The sequence below is a fragment of the Sporichthyaceae bacterium genome (assembly GCA_036269075.1).
In the GTDB taxonomy this organism is placed as follows: domain Bacteria; phylum Actinomycetota; class Actinomycetes; order Sporichthyales; family Sporichthyaceae; genus DASQPJ01.
The window spans coordinates 105,829-122,046 of sequence record DATASX010000018.1; the positions used below are offsets into that span (position 1 = coordinate 105,829).

Below are 16,218 nucleotides of genomic sequence, written 5' to 3' on the forward strand. Positions count from 1 at the left end.
AGGAGCACCTCATGTTCAAGCACTTCCCGATTCGCAGGCACGGCGAGAGTCGGCGGAAGTACGAGGAGGAAGTGGCCGCGTACCGCCGCTGGCTGCGTCGCCAGAAGCGCCGGCACCACCGCTGAGCAGCGGTACCGGACGATCAACACAGAGCAGCCGGAAACCCCTCTCCGGTCGTGACAGCCCCGACCCGCACCCCGCCTCCCGCCGGCAGGGTGCGGGTCGAAGGCTGTTCCGGCCCGGGCAGGCGCACCGGCCCGCCCGCGCCTGCGGCCCGCCGACCGGTCGGTAATCAGGCGCCTCGCAAGTGCGTTTTACGATCATTCGAATCGTTTTTGCCGATTTGCGTCGGGACCGAGACCTAGCCCATCTGGCGTTTGCCATAGGGTGCCGACGTGAGCACGTTCCGTATCAGCGAGGTCGCCGACCTCATGGGTGTCAGCACTGACACGGTTCGCCGCTGGACCGATGGTGGGCGTCTGCCCGCCACGCGCGATCATCACGGGCACCGGGTCGTGGAAGGTAACGCCCTGGCTGAGTTTGCCCGCTCGATGGCCGAACACCCGGAACCCGGCCGGGTTGTCGGTGCCTCCGCGCGGAACCGGTTGCGCGGCATAGTCACGAACGTCGTCCGGGACACGGTGATGGCTCAGGTCGAGATCCAGGCCGGACCGCACCGGATCGTTTCGCTGATGAGCCGCGAGGCCGCAGACCAACTCGATCTCCAACCCGGCGTCCTGGCCGTCGCAACGGTGAAGGCCACCAACGTCGTGGTGGAGATCCCCGAAACCGGCTGACGCACCCGCCGCAGCCGAAGGAGATTTGCCATGTCGATGCCGCCCGCCCGTCGTCGGACCGCTCTGGTCGCCTCGGTCCTTGCCGTGAGCCTTCTTGGCACCGGCTGCAGCCTGAAGAAGTCCTCCAACAACAGTGCTCCGCCGCCGGCCCCCATCACGAGCGTGGCGCCGTCGGACTCGGCGAGCCCGACGCCGTCGGCCAGCTCCGGCCCGGTCACCGGCAAGCTCACGGTGCTGGCCGCCGCGTCGCTGACCGACGTCTTCCAGCAGTTGAAGACCGTGTTCCAGCAGCAGAACCCCGGCGTGGACGTCGAGTTCAGCTTCGGCGGATCCTCCACACTGGCCCAGCAGATCGTGGCCAAGGCGCCGGCCGACGTGTTCGCGGCCGCCTCGCCGACCACGATGAAGACGGTCACCGACGCCGGTGACGCGGTCGGCACCCCGGTCAACTTCGTCAGCAACATCCTCGAGATCGCCGTGCCGACCAGCAACCCGGCCAACATCGCTTCGCTGTCCGACCTGGCCAAGTCCGGCGTCAAGGTGGCGGTGTGCGCACCGGCCGTCCCGTGCGGCGCCGCGGCCCAGAAGGTGTTCACCGCCGCCAACCTGACCGTCACCCCGGCGACCCAGGAGCAGGACGTGACCGGCGTGCTGACCAAGGTCGAGTCCGGTGAGGTCGACGCCGGCCTGGTTTACCAGACCGACGTCAAACGCGCCGCCGGCAAGGTGAAGGGCATCGACTTCCCCGAGGCCTCCGCGGCGGTCAACGAGTACCCGATCGCCGCGCTTACCACCGCGGCCAACCCCGCGGCCGCGGCCGCGTGGGTTGCCTTCATCACCGGAGCGCAGGCCCGGCAGATCCTCCAGGACGCCGGCTTCCAGAACCCGTGACGGTCCGTCAGGAGGACGGCGGGACAGAAGCTCCGAGACCCGCGACGGGCCGGTGGACGACCGGCCCGTCACGGATTCCGCCGGTGCTGATCCTGCCCGCGCTGCTCGGATTGGCGTTCCTGATCGTCCCCCTTCTCGGCCTTCTCAGCCGAGCCCCGTGGCACACCATGCCGCATCGCCTGACCGAGCGGACGGTGCGTGAGGCGCTGCGACTGTCGTTGGAGACCGCGACCCTGGCGACCGGGGTCGCCCTCTTGCTCGGGGTGCCGTTGGCCGTGGTGCTGGCCTACGGCCGGTTCCCGGGCCGAACGCTGCTGCGGGCGGTGGTCACCGTCCCCCTGGTACTGCCGCCGGTGGTCGGCGGTGTCGCCCTGCTCTCCGCGCTTGGGCGGACCGGGATCCTGGGCAAGTACCTGTACGAACGCACTCACTACTCGTTGCCGTTCACCACGACCGCGGTGGTGGTGGCCGAGGCCTTCGTCTCGATGCCGTTCCTGGTGATCGCGGTGGAGGGCGCGTTGCGCGGCGTGGACCCGCGGTACGCCGAGGCCGCCGCGACCCTCGGTTCGCGTCGCTGGCACACGTTCCGGACAGTGACGCTGCCGTTGGTCATGCCCGGCGTGCTGGCCGGGTCCGTGCTGTGCTGGGCGCGGGCACTGGGCGAGTTCGGTGCCACGATCACGTTCGCCGGCAGCTTCCCGGGCACCACGCAGACCATGCCGTTGGCCGTCTACCAGGCGTTGGAGTCCGATCCGGCCGCCGCGATCGTGCTGAGCCTGGTGCTGCTCGCGGTCTCGGTGATCGTGCTGGCCGCGTTGCGCGAGCGGTGGATCAACCCGACGTGACCGAGCTTGCGGAGCACCGGCGGACCGTCCTGGCCGCGCGCATTGAGGTGCGTCGCGACCGGTTCGAGCTGAACCTCGATCTGGACGTCGCGGCCGGTGAGACGTTGGCGCTGCTCGGCCCCAACGGCGCCGGAAAGAGCACGACGTTGCGGGTGCTGGCCGGGTTGCTCCGCTCTGGGTCCGGGCGCGTCGAACTGTCCGGCGTCGTGCTCGACGACGAGGCCCACCACGTCCCGGCCGAGCGCCGCCGCATCGGCATGGTCTTCCAGGACTACCGGCTGTTCCCGCACCTGTCGACGTTGGACAACGTGGCCTTCGGTCTGCGCGCGCGGGGCACGGCCCGCCGCGAGGCCCGCCGGGTCGCCGGCGTTTGGCTCGAGCGGGTCGGGTTGAGCGCGTTCGCGAGTCGCCGACCGTCCACCCTGTCCGGCGGCCAGGCACAGCGGGTGGCGCTGGCCCGGGCGCTGGCCCCGCAGCCCCAACTGCTCCTGCTCGACGAGCCGTTGGCCGCGCTGGACGCCGCGACCCGCGCCGACCTGCGCGCCGACCTGCGTCAGCACCTCGGCTCGTTCGGCGGGGCCGGAATTCTGGTGACCCACGACCCGTTGGACGCGATGGTCCTGGCCGAGCAGGTGATCGTCCTCGAGGACGGTGCGGTCGTGCAACGCGGACCGGTCGCCGAGGTGGCCCGCCGCCCGCAGACCGAGTACGTCGCCCGGCTGGTCGGGCTGAATCTGTACCAGGGCACCGCGGCCGGCACCGTGGTGCTGCTGCCCGGCGGGTTCGAGATGGCCACGCACGAAGCGGCGCACGGCAAGGTCTACGTGGCGTTCCCGCCCAACGCGGTCTCGGTTTTCCGGGAACGTCCGCAGGGCAGCCCGCGAAATGTCATGCCGGCCACGGTGGCCGACGTCGAGATGCACGGGGGCGTCGTCCGGGTCCGGTTGGCCGGGCCGCAGACGGTGCTGGCCGACGTCACCGCGGCGGCCGTGGCCGACCTCGGCCTGGTGCCGGGTTGCGAGGTCTGGTGGGCGGTCAAGGCCACCGAGACCCAGGTGTACCCAGCCTGACCCCGGCCCCGGATCCCCCGCACGCCATGGGAAGTGGCACCGCTGCGAGGGATCACAGCTGCGAGGGATACTGCGACGTGGACCTTCCCCTGCCCGGCCGTGACCGGTGGCTGCTCGAGCTCGACCTGACCCGCCCGATGTTCGACCCGCCGCCGACCTCACCGGTGGCGCGGGTGACCCAGCGCGGGACGCCGGTGGTGCGGACGACGTTGGCCGCGCTGCGGCGGGCGGGCGCGGACTCCTCCGTGGTCGGGCTGATCGTGCGCACCGGTGGGCCGCCGCAGCCGCTGGCCACCGCCCAGGAGCTTCGCACGGGGCTGGCGGGATTCCGGGCGGCGGGCAAACCGGTGTGGGCCTGGGCCGAGTCGTTCGGCGAGTACGGCCGCGGGACCGTCGCCTATCTGCTGGCCAGCGTGGCCGACCGGATCTGGCTGCAACCGTCCGGGGACGTGGCGCTGACCGGGGTGGCCGTCGAGGCCACCTTCGTCCGGGAGGGGCTCGACCGGCTCGGCGTCGCCACCCAGTTCGGCGCCCGGCACGAGTACAAGAACGCCCCGAACCTGTTCACCGAGACCGGCTTCACCGACGCCCACCGCCAGGGGGTCACCGCGCTGGTCGAGTCGATCGCCGAGCAAGTCGTCGCCACGGTGGCAGCTGCCCGCGGGCTGTCCGGCGACGCCGTGCGGGAGTGCGTCGACACCGCCCCGCTGGACGCCACGGCCGCGTTGGCCGCCGGCCTGGTCGACCGCCTCGGCTACCGCGACGAGGTCTACGCGGAGATACGTCGCGAGCTCGGCGACGTCGAGCTGCGCAGCCTCGCCCATTACGGGCCCGGCCCGGGCCGGCGCGAGACGCTGCGGCGGGTCGTGCGCCGCGACCGGCGCCAGGTCGGGCTGATCGACGTCTCCGGCACGATCCGGCTGGGCAGCGACGGCCGCGGCGGGCAGTCCCGGTCGGCCGGCTCCGACCGGGTCTGCGCGGCCCTGCGCGCCGCGGCCCGGAACGAGAACGTCGCCGCGGTGGTGCTCCGGGTCGACTCCCCCGGTGGCTCCTACGTCGCCTCCGACACCATCTGGCGGGCCACCGCCCAGCTGGGCAAGCCGCTGGTGGTCTCGATGGCCCGGACGGCCGCCTCGGGCGGGTACTTCGTGGCGATGTCCGCCGACCGGATCGTGGCGCTGCCCGGGACGCTGACCGGCTCGATCGGGGTGTTCGGCGGCAAGTTCACGATCGGTGAGCTGCTGAACCGGCTGGGCGTGCGATACGACGCGGTGAGCGTCGGCCGGCGGGCGCTGCACCACTCGAGCCGGCAGCCGTGGGACTCCGACCAACTGGCCGCGATGGAGGCCTCGCTGGACCGCATCTACGCCGACTTCACCGGCAAGGTGGCCGCCGCCCGGGGCCTGGACGCGGCCGCGGTCGACGCGGTGGCCCGGGGCCGGGTCTGGACCGGAGCGGATGCCTTGCGCCACGGCCTGGTCGACGAGCTCGGCGGGCTGGCGGAGGCCGGCGCCGCGGCCCGACGGCTGGCCGGGTTGCCGGCCAACGCCCCGGTGCGCCAGCTGCCCGCGCCGCACCCGCTGGCGGCCCTGCGGACCCCACGGTCCAGCGAGGACCCGCGGGCTGCGGCCGGCTCGCTCTGGGTGGCGGGCTGGGGGTCGTGGAGTCAACTGGCCGAATCGCTGCGGCTGCCCGTCGCCGGTCCGCTGACCGTCCCGTTCGGGGTGGTCGTCGGCTGAGGGCGTGGTCCGGACGGCCATCCGGAGCTCCCGGCGGTTGGTTCGCGTGTGCTGGGGAACAGCTATAGGCAAGGAGCCTGGAAATTCGGTGGCGCGGCGACCGAACCACCGGTATCCAGGTGTCGAATGGAAACGGAACGACCTCGTACTCCGATGTTCGGACAAGACGGCAGCAGTGGTTACCGGCAAGTACGCGGGAATTCTTGCTGCCTCCGGATCGTTGGAGTCGGGGGCGAAGGGATCCGGCCGCACGGTCGGAGCCTCGGCCCGGAAGGTGAGCGAGACCTATGAGTGAGCGCGCACTGCGCGGTTCGCGACTCGGTTCCACCAGCTACGAGACCGACCGCGACATCGAACTGGCCCCGCGTCGGATCGTTCATTACGACTGCCCCAAGGGTCACCACCTCCAGGTCCCGTTCTCGACCGAGGCCGACGAGGTACCGGTCGTCTGGGAGTGCCGTGTCTGCGGGTCCCTGGCGATGCGTTCGGACGGCGAGTCACGCGACGACAAGAAGGCCAAGCCCCCGCGGACGCACTGGGACATGTTGCTGGAGCGCCGCACCCGCGAGGAGCTCGAGGAGATCCTCGCCGAGCGGCTGGCGGTCCTGCGCGCCGGCGGCATCCAGGGCTACAACGGTGGTCGCAAGACGGCCTAACGGCCGAACGGCGGCTGCGGGCCGTCGTCGATCACTTCACCGCTGACGACGCGGCCGCCTGGTTTCGGGCGGCCGCTTTCGCGTTTGCCCGGCTGCGGGCCGCCGCGGGCTCCCGGCGGCCCGACGATCTGTACCCGGCTCGCCGCCCAACGGACCACCGAGCCGCGGACCAGTGGTCGGGTGAACGGCAGCACCAGCAGGTAGCCGACGATGTCGGTCAGGAAGCCCGGCGCGATCAGCAAGGTTCCGCCGATGAGCACCAATGCGCCGTCGGCCAGCTCCCGGGTGGGCATCCGCCCGGCCGCCAGCGTCTGCATCAGCGCCTGCCAGGCACGGCGACCCTCGTGGCGGATCAGCCAGGCGCCGATCACGCCGTCGGCGATCAGCAGCAGGATGGTCGGTCCCGCGCCGATCGTCTCGCCGACCTTGACGATCACGTAGATCTCCGCGATCGGCACGAGCAGCAGCGCCAGAATCAAGCCGGGCATGAGGCAGGTCCTCCTCGGGCGCCGCCGGGTTCGCCAGGATTCCGGCGGGCTGCTACGGCGGTGCGGTGTCGGGTCCCTCGGGCAGGGCGACCTCCGCCGGTGCCGTGCTCCCGACGCTAGCCTCCTGTGCCGCCCGGCGTCGCCGCGGTGCGGCCAGAGCGGCGCAGGCCAGGGCCGCGAGGCTCAGGGCGGCTTCCGGCCACCCGCCCAGCCGGTCGGCCCAGGTGCTCCCGGACAGCAGCGGCACCTGGCTGACCACGACCTCCCGGGTGAACTCCTTGGTGCGGTGGCGCACCGTGCCGTCCGGGTCGATCACGGCGCTGATCCCACTGGTGGCGGCCACGACCACGGCCCGCCCGTGCGCGATCGCCTGCAGGCGGGTGATCGCCAACTGCTGCTGCGGCTGTCCGGTGCGGCCGTATGTGGCGTTGTTGGTCTGCACCACGATCACCCGGCCGCCGCCGCGGACCACGTCCCGGACCAGGCCGTCGTAGGCGATCTCGAAGCAGATGACGTCGCCGATCCGAGTGCTGCCGAGGTCGAGCACGCCCGGGGTGTGTCCGGCCTCGAAGTCGCGGGGCACCCGGTGGAACCGGGCGAACAGGGTGCTGACCAGGCCACGCATCGGCAGGTACTCGCCGAACGGCACCGGGTGGCGCTTGGTGTAGAACGCGCCGGGTCCGGTGTTCGGCGACCAGACAATTCCGACGTTGCGGACGTGGGTCGGTCCGGCGTCCAGCACCGCGCCGACCAGTGTCGGCGCCCCGATGTCGTCGACGGCCCCGTCGATCGCGAACTGGACCGGCAGGTGGCCGAAGGGGTCCATGTCGGAGGAGTTCTCCGGCCAGATCACCAAGTCCGGTTTCGGGGCCGTCCCGGCCCGTACGGCCGTGGCCAGGTCGTGGGTCGCCTTGACGTGGTTGGCGAACACCACTTGCTGCTGCTGCGCGGTGTCGTACCCGGCTCGCGGCACGTTGCCCTGGACGAGCGCCGCCGTGGTCTGCGTTGGCCCGCCGTGCGTCACCGGCGCGAGCGCGGCGGTACCGAACACCGCACCGGCCGCCGCCACCGGCACCAGCGCCCGCAATCGAACGGATCGGATCGCGCAGGCCGTCGCCGCCAGCGCCACCCCGACGCCGGCCACCGCCAGCGACACCAACGGCGAGCCGCCCAACGCGGCCAGTCGCACCAGCGGGCTGTCGGCCTGCGAGAACGCCAACCGGCCCCAGGGCAGCCCGCCGAAGGGCTCCCGGGCCCGCAGCGCCTCGACGCCGACCCAGAGGACGGCGTGCGCAACCGGCCAGGCCCGCCACCGCGAGGTCCAGGCCAGCACGGCGCCCAACGGCACCAGGAACGCCGCCTGCAGGCAGGCCAGCGCGAGCACCGCGTCCCAGCCGATCACGTGCAGCCAGCGCAGCAGCACCACGAAGAAGCCGAGCCCGAAGGCCAGACCGAGCACCCCGCCGCGCCGACCGGTCCGCCCCCGGGTGAGCAGACTCAGTGCCGCGACCGCGGCGAAGGCCAGCGGCCACAGGTCGAAGGGTGGGAAGGCCAGGGCCAGTGCGGCCCCGCTCACGGCCGCCGCGACGACCCACGGCAGGCCCTCGAACCGGCGCCGCCGGTCCCGCACACCCGATCGTGAACGGCGCAATCGCAGCGTGGCGGCTCGCAGCATCACCGCGGCCTGCCTCCTGTCGCGCTCCCCACCTCAGCGTAAGGCCGACCGGTCGGGACGGTGCTTCCCGAGCACGGTCCGGCGGGCGCGGCTTTGGCGGGGCCCGCTAAACTAAAGTACAGTTATCGAAATTGATTAACTGCTCGGCCTCGTGCGGAGGAGCAACGTGCACCTGGATCTGTGGATGTCCGTCGCCGGGCTGATCGTCGGCTTCGTCGTCGGGTTGACGGGCATGGGCGGCGGGGCGCTCATGACGCCGATCCTGGTCATCTTCTTCCACACCACCCCGCTGGCCGCGGTGTCCAGCGACCTGGTCGCCTCCCTGGTCATGAAGCCCATCGGTGGCAGCGTCCACCTGCGGCGGGGCACGGTGAACAAGCCGCTGGTCGGCTGGCTGTCGCTGGGGTCGATCCCGGCCGCGTTCTGCGGCGTGCTCGTGCTGCGCGCTGTCGGGGGTAACAACTCCGGGGTCCAGCACACCGTCAAGCTCCTGCTCGGCATCACCTTGCTGGTCGCGGCCACCGGGATCGCGCTGCGGGCGCTGCTCTCGAAGCGGGCCCGGGCGCGCGGGACCACTCCGCCGCCGGTGGTCGTGAAGCCCATCCCGACGTTGCTGATCGGCCTGGTCGGCGGGTTGATCGTGGGCATGACCTCGGTCGGTTCCGGGTCGCTGATCATCGTCGCGCTGCTGTTCCTCTACCCGGGGCTGACCACCGCGGAGATCGTCGGCACGGACCTGGTCCAGGCGATCCCGTTGGTCGGCTCGGCGGCCCTCGGCCACGTCATGTTCGGCGACCTCCGGATGGACCTGACCTCCTCGGTGCTGCTCGGGGCGATCCCCGGCGTGTATGTCGGGGCCCGGTTCTCCGCGCAGGCCGCCCAGGGTGTGGTGCGCCGCGCGTTGGTCGCGGTGCTGGTGGTCTCGGCGCTCAAGTTGCTGGACGTCGGCAACGACGGCCTGCTCGGCGGCCTGGCGCTGCTCGGGGCGATCGGCCTGCCGCTGTGGGCGCTGGTGCGGCACACCGACGGGTTCTCGCGCCGCCCGGCACGGCTCGATGCGGGCGGCTTGGTGCGCCTGCTCGGTCGAGCGGCGGTCGGGGAACGCCGCCCACGGCGGGATTCGGCCGCTGTGCGAAGGCCGGCGGCACGGCCGGTGAATCGGGCCGACACCCGCGCCTGAGGCGGGCTGAACGCCGCGCCGGGCGGACCGCTGGTTTGCGGAGCCGCCCGGCGGCATCTGCTCATGTCCGCGTCCGCGACCTGCCGGCCGCTCGCGCAAGGAAGGCCCGGGAGCCCCTCGGACCGACTTCAGGCTCGCTGGTTGCGACCCTGCCGCCGTTGTCTAATGGGCGCCCGGACCCTTCCCGCGTTCAACCCCCGTTGCCCGACGCACCGTGCCTGCCCTGGCGAGCCGTTGACCGCACCGACATCGAGGTCACGACGCCGACCCCGGTCCACAATCGCCAGTTGATGCCCAGCTTCTCGGCGGGACGTTCACTTGGTTGACGCCGCAGAACGTACCGGTGTCGGCGACGCCGACTCAACCCGGCCGCGACCTGCGAAGATCCACAAAACCCGAGGTCAGCGACATGGGTTTGATGATCGAACCGTGGGTATTTGTTGGTGAATTGCGGCGTGTCGTCCTGATTTGCGTGCTCGTGTCGCGTAAGCGATCACGGCACGACGACGACGGCGTTCGCCGAGGCGACTCGCAAGGGCGGGTCGAGCATCTCCCCTGCCGACTCGGAGCGTTCCGGAAAAGCCCGCCCGTGCACCTCGGCAACCAGTTCCAGGGTCCGGCTGCGGTTGCCCACGGCGACGATCGTCGCCCGGACCTCGATGACGTCGCCGGCCCGGACCGGGGCCGCGAACGTGACGTCGCGGTACCCGGCCAACAGCCCCTCGTCGCGGTCGGTCCGAAGGCAGATTTCCGTTGCCACGTCGCCGAAAAGTCCCATCACGTAGGCACCGTCGAGCAACGCGCCGCCGTAGTGCGCGTCGCGGTGCGAGACGTAGCGGCGATGGGTGACGACCAGACCGACCCGCGAATCCTCGGTCAAGCTGCGCTCCGTTCGGTGACCGCGTGCGCCAGGTAGCTGGCGACCTCACGCGGGGTGGTGCCCCGGGAGAACACCCGGTCGACCCCGAGTTCGGTGGCCATCGCCGGGTCGAAGCGCGGCCCGCCGACGACCAACAGCGGACGGCTGCCGGTCGGGAAGGCCGCCCGCAACGCATCGGCCAGCTCGCGGGTGTTGTGCAGATGGGCATCGCGTTGGGTGACCACCTGGGACACCAGCACGGCGTCCGCCGAATGCTTGCGCACAGCCGCTACCAACTCGTCGATCTCGACCTGGGCCCCGAGGTTGTGCACCATCAGTTCCCGGTAGTACTCCAGGCCTTTCTCGCCCGCGAAGCCTTTGATGTTCAGGATCGCGTCGATGCCGACCGTGTGCGCGTCGGTGCCGATGCAGGCCCCGACCACCACCAGGCGCCGGCGCAGCCGGGAGCGGACCGCACGATTCACCTCGGCCGGGCTCAGCAGCGGGAAATCCCGTTCCGGTATGGGGATCTCGGCCAGGTCGACGGTGTGCTGGACCTTGCCGTAGACCACGAAGAACGTGAACTGCGGCCCGACCGCGCGGGAGTGCACGACGTTGACCGGGTCCAGGCCCATCTTTCGGGCCAGTGCGGCCGCAGCGGCCTCGGCCCGGCTGTCGTGGGGGATCGGCAGGGTGAACGAGACCTGGACCATGCCGTCGTCGGTGGTGTCGCCGTAGGGGCGGACGACTGTTGGCTCGGTCATGCCGCACCTCCGACACCGGCGGCGTCCAGCAGTTCGTCGACCGGGTTGAAGTAGTCCGCGGCCTTGGCGATCACGCCGTCGCGACCGCGCCCGCCCTCCGGCGGGCGGCGCATCAGGCCGAATGTGCCGGACCCGATGGCCGCCAGCAGGCCGGTGCTCTCGATCGTGCGCAGCAGGTCGATGGACTCCCCCAGCACAGCATCGGCCCGGCGGGCGACGAAGGAGTTCGGGGCCAGCTCCAGGTCCTCGTGCAACCGCCCGACGGCGTCCAGCACGTAGCGCACGTTCCGTAGTGCGAGGTCCCGGTCGGACAGGAACGGCGTGACGACGGCCTCGGTCATCATCCCGACCAGCAGGATCCCCTGCCCGGTCAGCGCCCCGGCCAGGTTGAAGAACCCGTCGAGCAGGTAGCCGCGGAAGACGTCGCCGGTCATGTGCTTGGTCGGCGGCATCCACTTCAGCGGCGCGTCCGGGAACAGCGCCCGGGCCAGCATCGCGTGCGCCAGCTCCAGCCGGAACGAGTCGGGCCGGTCTGGGTCGATCTCGAAGGCGTGGCCCAGCCCGAGCTGCCAGTCCGCCAGTCCGGCCTCCTTGGCGAAGTACTCGTTGAGCAACTGCGAGACCGTGACGGTGTGCGCGGCGTCGACGGCGTCGGCGGTGGTCAGGTAGTTGTCCTCGCCGGTGTTGATGATGATCCCGGCGTGGGCGTGGATGCGGCGGGCGAAGCGCTGGTCGGTGAACGTGCGCAACGGGTTGATGTCGCGGAAGAGGATCCCGTACATCGAGTCGTTGAGCATCATGTCGAGGCGTTCGAGCCCGGCCAGGGCGGCGATCTCCGGCATGCACAGCCCGGAGGCGTAGTTGGTCAGCCGGACGTAGCGGCCTAGTTCGGCCGAGACGTCGTCGAGCGCGGCCCGCATGAGCCGGAAGTTCTCCGCGGTGGCGTACGTGCCGGCGTAGCCCTCGCGGGTCGCGCCCTCGGGCACGTGGTCCAGCAGCGACTGCCCGGTCGAGCGGATGACCGCCACCACGTCGGCGCCCTCGCGGGCCGCGGCCTGCGCCTGCGGGATGTCCTCGTAGATGTCGCCGGTCGCCACGATCAGGTAGATCCAGGGCCGCCGCGGCGGGTCGCCCAGCCGGGTGACGAGTTCCTCGCGTTCCCGCCGCCGCGCGGTCACCCGGTCGAGCCCCGCTCCGGCGGCGGCCCGGGCGGCCCGGCGGGCGGCGGGCTCGTCGTCGCCGGTGGGCAACCGGAAGCGGATCGAGGCGGCTGTCGCCTTCTCGGCCAGTTCCCGCAGATCGCCGGCCCCGCCGCGCAGCAGTGCGTCCCAGACCGGGACGGCCACGCCGTGCTCCAGCCCGACCTGCTCGGCGACCGCGGCCACCAGGTGATTGGGCCAGGGCAGGCCCTCCGCGTCGGCGCCGGCCAACCCGGCCAGCCGCAGTACCGCGCGCTCGATCGAGGTGGTGCTGTGCGACCGGGCCAGCTCCACCACCGGGGCCCCGACCCGGCGGGCCAGGTCGCGGGCCTGCGCCACAGTCGCCGGATCCAGGGAAAGCCTCATCGGCCCGTCCCCCACTCCCGACTTGTGCTGCCTGTCCCACGTATTGCGCAGCTCGAACAGGTGGAACAGGCCGCAGAAGTGCGGGAGAGACGGCTCATCGGTGGACCTGCTCGCGCAGGCGGCGCTCGAACATGGCCCGTAGCTCCGGCCGGGTGCGGATCAGGTTCAACGCGATGCGATCGTGCCCCGGGGCGTAGCCGTTGCCGATCAGCATCGTGACGTCGGCGGCCACTCCCTCGGCGCCCAGTGCGGCACCGGCGAACGAGGTGGCCATCGAGAAGAACACCACGACCCCGCCGGGCGCGGTGGACAGCACGGCGCCGTGCTCGGCCCCGGGGACGTCGACGCACACGACCGTGACGTCGGTCGGGCCGCCGCACGCGTTGATGGTCTCGAGCACCGCCAGTGCGTCGCGGGCGTCGGCCACCGCCACGTGGTCGGCCAGACCGGAGTTGCCGAGCGCGAACGCCTCGGCCGAGTCGCGGACCAGGCCGACCAGGCGCCCGGCGCCCGCGGCCCGGGCCGCGGCCAGGGCCAGCGAACCGCTCTTTCCCGCGGCGCCCAGCACCGCTACTGACGGCCGCTTGCGCAGTATCGAGCGCTCCCCCACGACCCGCGCGGTCAACGCCGCGGCGCCGGCCACGTCGAGCACGGCCAGGGCCAGCGGGGTCTCGAGGTCGTCGGGCAGCACCGCGGCAAGGGACCGGGCGAACAGGATCGCGTGGCCACGGGCCGGGACCTGCTCGCTGCGCCCGCTCCACTCGGCCAGCTCGTCGGTGATGCGGAGCGGGGTGAGGGTGAGCGACACGAGCGTGGCCACCCGGTCGCCGACGTGCAGGCCGCTCGGTGACTGCGGGCCGACGTCGGCCACCGTCCCGATCAACATGCCGCCGGAGCCGGTCACCGGGTTGTGCATCTTGCCGCGCTCAGCGACGATCCCGAGCACCGCGTCGCGGACCGCATCCGGGTCCAGGTGGTACTCCGAGAGTTGGCGGAACGACGCGGCGTCCAGATTCAGGCGTTCTACGTCGATGCGGACCTCGTCGGCCCACAGCTGCGGCCGGTCGTCCAGCTGCCATGCGGCCTGCGGCAGGACCGGTGTGGTGTCGCGGACGCGGTGGCGTCCCAGCGGCGACCCGTTCTCCAGATACACCGCGACCTCCTCCCACTTGAGGGGTGCACTGCCGTCCGGTGCCTGACCCGTTCAGCCGGAAGTAGGCAGCGTAAATCTTGCATCAAGCGTATCGTGGACGAGAGATTTTCTTGTCGGATTAGCTTGAGTCGCTGGATCATCCGGTGCGATTCGCCCGGTTTGGAGGATCTGTGGGCACTTCGCGGCAGACGCTCCCAGTGTGCCCCGCCGAACCCGCCGGGCCCGGGCAGCCGTACTCCTACCGGCGCGTCGAACTGGTCGAGCCGGACTGGACGCGGTTCCCGGGCTGGCGCGAGGTCAGCGCGACGCAGTGGGCCGATGCCCAGTGGCAGCGGTCGCACTGTGTGAAGTCGGTGGCGCAACTGCGGGCCGTGCTCGGCGACCTGCTGGACGAGGCCTGCTACGCCGACCTCGCACTGGACGCCCAGACCCACGCCACCATGCCGATGCTGCTGCCGCCGCAGATGCTGAACACGATGGCGCTCGGTGCCCCCGTCGGTGGTCCGGGCAGCTTGGCCGAGGCGTTCCGGGCCGACCCGGTGCGCCGCTACATGCTGCCGATGGCCGCCGACCGCGACGCGGACTGGCCGGGTCACCCGTTCGCCAGCCGCGACTCGCTGCACGAGGCCGAGATGTGGCCGGTCGAGGGCCTGACCCACCGCTATCCGACCAAGGTGCTGGCCGAGCTGACCAGCACCTGCCCGCAGTACTGCGGGCACTGCACGCGGATGGACCTGGTCGGCACCTCGACACCGGCCGTCGAGAAGCACCGGTTCTTGCTAAAGCCCGTCGACCGGCACGACGCGATGCTGGCCTACCTGCGCCGCAACCCCGGGGTGCGCGACGTGGTGGTCTCCGGCGGCGACGTCGCCAACGTGCCGTGGCCACGGCTGGAGGCGTTCGTGGCCGCGCTGCTGGAGATGGAGAACATCCGCGACATCCGCCTGGCCAGCAAGGCGCTGATCGCACTGCCGCAGCACTGGCTGCAGAACGAGGTCCTGGCCGGCGTGGCCCGGCTGGCGCAGATCGCCCGGGCCCGTGGGGTCGGCCTGGCCGTGCACACCCACACGAACAACGCGGCCTCGGTGACCCCGCTGGTGGCGCAGGCAGCCGGGGCGTTGCTGGCGGCCGGGGTGCGCGACGTGCGCAACCAGGGCGTGCTGCTGCGCGGGGTGAACGACTCGGTGGAGGGGCTTCTCGACCTGTGCTTCGCGCTGCTCGACGGCGCGGGGATCATGCCCTACTACTTCTACCAGTGCGACCTGATCCCGGGCAGCGAGCACTGGCGGCTCTCGCTGGCGCAGGCGCAGGACCTGCAGCACGGGATCATGGGTTACCTGCCCGGCTTCGCCACCCCGCGGCTGGTGGTCGACGTGCCGTTCGTCGGAAAGCGCTGGGTCGACCAGTTCGTGGAGTACGACCGCGTCCTGGGCGTCTCGCAGTGGACGAAGAACTACCGGACGGCGATCGAACTCGACGACCCCGAGGCGTTGTCCCGCCACTACCCGTACTACGACCCGATCCGCACCCTGCCGTCGGACGGGCAGGCGTGGTGGGCCGGCGAGGCCCGACGGATGGGGGTCTCGGCGGCACGCGAACGCGCCGCCGGCTGACTCCAGGCCGGCCTGCCCCGAAGCTGACGGAGCCTGCGCTGAGGGTGCGTCAGGCGCGGTGCACCAGTACGTCTCCGGAACCGGTGCGGACGTGCACCTCGAGCAGCTGGTCGGCAGGTGCCGGCCCGGACGCGGGCGGTAGCGAGCTGTGCACGCGGCCCGACCCGGAGGTGACGTCCAGCTTCGCGGCGGTCCCCTCCGGCACCCCGAGCTCCAGGCCGCCGGAGGCCGCGTGCAGGCTGATCGAGCCCCGTAGCGCCGAGCCGATCCGGACGTTGCCCGAAGCCAGCTTGATCCCGACCGAGGACAGCGCCCGGTCCAGGTTCACGTCGCTGGATGCGCCGATCAGTCGGACGTCGCCGCCGGTCTGACCCAGCGTCACATTCCCGGACGCCGACTTAACGTCGACGGTGCCGGTGACCTCGCCGACCCGTACGTTGCCGGAGGCCGAGCGCACCCGCAGGTCGCCGAGCACCCGGTCGGCCACCACGTCGCCGGAGGCCGTGTCGGCCTTGATCGGGCCGGTGGTGCCGAGGACGACGTGGCCGGAGGCGATCTGGATCCTGGTCTCGCCGTAGCGACCGGTGCAGTCGAAGTAGACCGCGCCGCCATGCAGTTCCAGGCGGCTGCCCTCGGGCACCTCGACGGTGACCGCGACCGACGCTCCTGCGCCGAACGCCTGCCACCACTTGTGGCGCGGGGCCTCGATGGTCAGGCGGCGGCGATCGCAGTCGACCCGGGTCGCGCTCGTTGCGGCGACGTCGGCCTGCGAGGCCGGGTCGGCCGGTTGCACCTCGACGCTGGTCACGCCGGCCGTGCTGGTCCGAATCGCGACGGCACCTGCCTGCAGGCAGACCCGGACCCCGATCGGCTCGGGGGTTTGGAAAGTGGGCATGGTCGACCTCCGGTGGAGAAGAAGTGGC

The 16,218-nt window shown here is 71.8% G+C and carries 15 protein-coding genes; 8 read left to right on the forward strand and 7 right to left on the reverse strand.

What is annotated here, in order from left to right; translation table 11 throughout:
* Window positions 1-395: 395 nt before the first annotated feature.
* The 6 genes from VHU88_03870 to VHU88_03895 all read left to right on the forward strand — a co-directional run bounded on the left by VHU88_03870 (window position 396) and on the right by VHU88_03895 (window position 5,998).
* Window positions 396-797 (forward strand): TOBE domain-containing protein, encoded by a 402-nt coding sequence (locus tag VHU88_03870; protein ID HEX3610803.1) that lies wholly within the window; start codon window positions 396-398, stop codon window positions 795-797.
* A gap of 30 nt (window positions 798-827) precedes the next feature.
* On the forward strand, window positions 828-1,688 hold the full coding sequence (gene modA / locus VHU88_03875; protein HEX3610804.1) for a molybdate ABC transporter substrate-binding protein: 861 nt from the start codon (window positions 828-830) through the stop codon (window positions 1,686-1,688).
* Between the two features lie 83 nt (window positions 1,689-1,771).
* Window positions 1,772-2,533 carry a molybdate ABC transporter permease subunit gene (gene modB / locus VHU88_03880; protein ID HEX3610805.1) on the forward strand — a complete coding sequence of 254 codons (762 nt, stop codon included), beginning with the start codon at window positions 1,772-1,774 and terminating at the stop codon, window positions 2,531-2,533.
* Entirely contained in the window at window positions 2,530-3,603 is a 1,074-nt protein-coding gene (locus VHU88_03885; GenBank protein HEX3610806.1) for an ABC transporter ATP-binding protein, read from the forward strand. Before modB ends, VHU88_03885 begins: the two co-directional genes overlap by 4 nt.
* A 77-nt stretch (window positions 3,604-3,680) precedes the next feature.
* The gene (locus tag VHU88_03890) at window positions 3,681-5,342 is read left to right on the forward strand and encodes a S49 family peptidase (GenBank protein ID HEX3610807.1); all 1,662 of its coding nucleotides are present in this window, start codon (window positions 3,681-3,683) and stop codon (window positions 5,340-5,342) included.
* A gap of 287 nt (window positions 5,343-5,629) precedes the next feature.
* On the forward strand, window positions 5,630-5,998 hold the full coding sequence (locus tag VHU88_03895) for an RNA polymerase-binding protein RbpA (protein ID HEX3610808.1): 369 nt from the start codon (window positions 5,630-5,632) through the stop codon (window positions 5,996-5,998).
* On the opposite strand, the gene VHU88_03900 is transcribed toward VHU88_03895, so the two are convergent.
* Window positions 5,995-6,486, reverse strand: a complete 492-nt coding sequence (locus tag VHU88_03900; protein HEX3610809.1) for an FxsA family protein — start codon at window positions 6,484-6,486, stop codon at window positions 5,995-5,997. The genes VHU88_03895 and VHU88_03900 overlap by 4 nt on opposite strands.
* 52 nt (window positions 6,487-6,538) lie before the next feature.
* A complete protein-coding gene (gene lnt / locus VHU88_03905; protein HEX3610810.1) occupies window positions 6,539-8,161 on the reverse strand; it encodes an apolipoprotein N-acyltransferase in 1,623 nt (540 codons plus the stop codon).
* Between the two features lie 166 nt (window positions 8,162-8,327).
* Here lnt and VHU88_03910 point away from each other — a divergent pair, with 166 nt between their 5' ends.
* Window positions 8,328-9,341, forward strand: coding sequence for a sulfite exporter TauE/SafE family protein (locus VHU88_03910; GenBank protein ID HEX3610811.1), 1,014 nt, complete (start codon window positions 8,328-8,330; stop codon window positions 9,339-9,341).
* A gap of 493 nt (window positions 9,342-9,834) precedes the next feature.
* Here VHU88_03910 and VHU88_03915 read toward each other — a convergent pair whose 3' ends face one another.
* The 4 genes from VHU88_03915 to VHU88_03930 all read right to left on the reverse strand — a co-directional run bounded on the left by VHU88_03915 (window position 9,835) and on the right by VHU88_03930 (window position 13,682).
* Entirely contained in the window at window positions 9,835-10,221 is a 387-nt protein-coding gene (locus VHU88_03915) for a MaoC family dehydratase (GenBank protein ID HEX3610812.1), read from the reverse strand.
* Window positions 10,218-10,964 (reverse strand): OAM dimerization domain-containing protein, encoded by a 747-nt coding sequence (locus VHU88_03920; protein ID HEX3610813.1) that lies wholly within the window; start codon window positions 10,962-10,964, stop codon window positions 10,218-10,220. Before VHU88_03920 ends, VHU88_03915 begins: the two co-directional genes overlap by 4 nt.
* On the reverse strand, window positions 10,961-12,529 hold the full coding sequence (locus tag VHU88_03925) for a lysine 5,6-aminomutase subunit alpha (GenBank protein ID HEX3610814.1): 1,569 nt from the start codon (window positions 12,527-12,529) through the stop codon (window positions 10,961-10,963). The genes VHU88_03920 and VHU88_03925 overlap by 4 nt, the downstream gene beginning before the upstream one ends.
* Before the next feature lie 94 nt (window positions 12,530-12,623).
* Window positions 12,624-13,682 carry an L-erythro-3,5-diaminohexanoate dehydrogenase gene (locus VHU88_03930; protein HEX3610815.1) on the reverse strand — a complete coding sequence of 353 codons (1,059 nt, stop codon included), beginning with the start codon at window positions 13,680-13,682 and terminating at the stop codon, window positions 12,624-12,626.
* A 197-nt stretch (window positions 13,683-13,879) separates the two neighbouring features.
* Here VHU88_03930 and VHU88_03935 point away from each other — a divergent pair, with 197 nt between their 5' ends.
* Entirely contained in the window at window positions 13,880-15,295 is a 1,416-nt protein-coding gene (locus VHU88_03935; protein ID HEX3610816.1) for a lysine 2,3-aminomutase, read from the forward strand.
* Window positions 15,296-15,344: 49 nt separating this feature from the next.
* Here VHU88_03935 and VHU88_03940 read toward each other — a convergent pair whose 3' ends face one another.
* Window positions 15,345-16,190 carry a DUF4097 family beta strand repeat-containing protein gene (locus VHU88_03940; GenBank protein ID HEX3610817.1) on the reverse strand — a complete coding sequence of 282 codons (846 nt, stop codon included), beginning with the start codon at window positions 16,188-16,190 and terminating at the stop codon, window positions 15,345-15,347.
* Between the last annotated feature and the right edge of the window lie 28 nt (window positions 16,191-16,218).

Excerpts from the sequence above, each read along its gene's own strand:
- modA (HEX3610804.1), top strand. The coding sequence starts at position 828 with ATGTCGATGCCGCCCGCCCGTCGTCGGACCGCTCTGGTCGCCTCGGTC.
- VHU88_03895 (HEX3610808.1), top strand. The coding sequence starts at position 5,630 with ATGAGTGAGCGCGCACTGCGCGGTTCGCGACTCGGTTCCACCAGCTAC.
- VHU88_03900 (HEX3610809.1), bottom strand. The coding sequence starts at position 6,486 with ATGCCCGGCTTGATTCTGGCGCTGCTGCTCGTGCCGATCGCGGAGATC.
- lnt (HEX3610810.1), bottom strand. The coding sequence starts at position 8,161 with ATGCTGCGAGCCGCCACGCTGCGATTGCGCCGTTCACGATCGGGTGTG.
- VHU88_03920 (HEX3610813.1), bottom strand. The coding sequence starts at position 10,964 with ATGACCGAGCCAACAGTCGTCCGCCCCTACGGCGACACCACCGACGAC.
- VHU88_03925 (HEX3610814.1), bottom strand. The coding sequence starts at position 12,529 with ATGAGGCTTTCCCTGGATCCGGCGACTGTGGCGCAGGCCCGCGACCTG.
- VHU88_03940 (HEX3610817.1), bottom strand. The coding sequence starts at position 16,190 with ATGCCCACTTTCCAAACCCCCGAGCCGATCGGGGTCCGGGTCTGCCTG.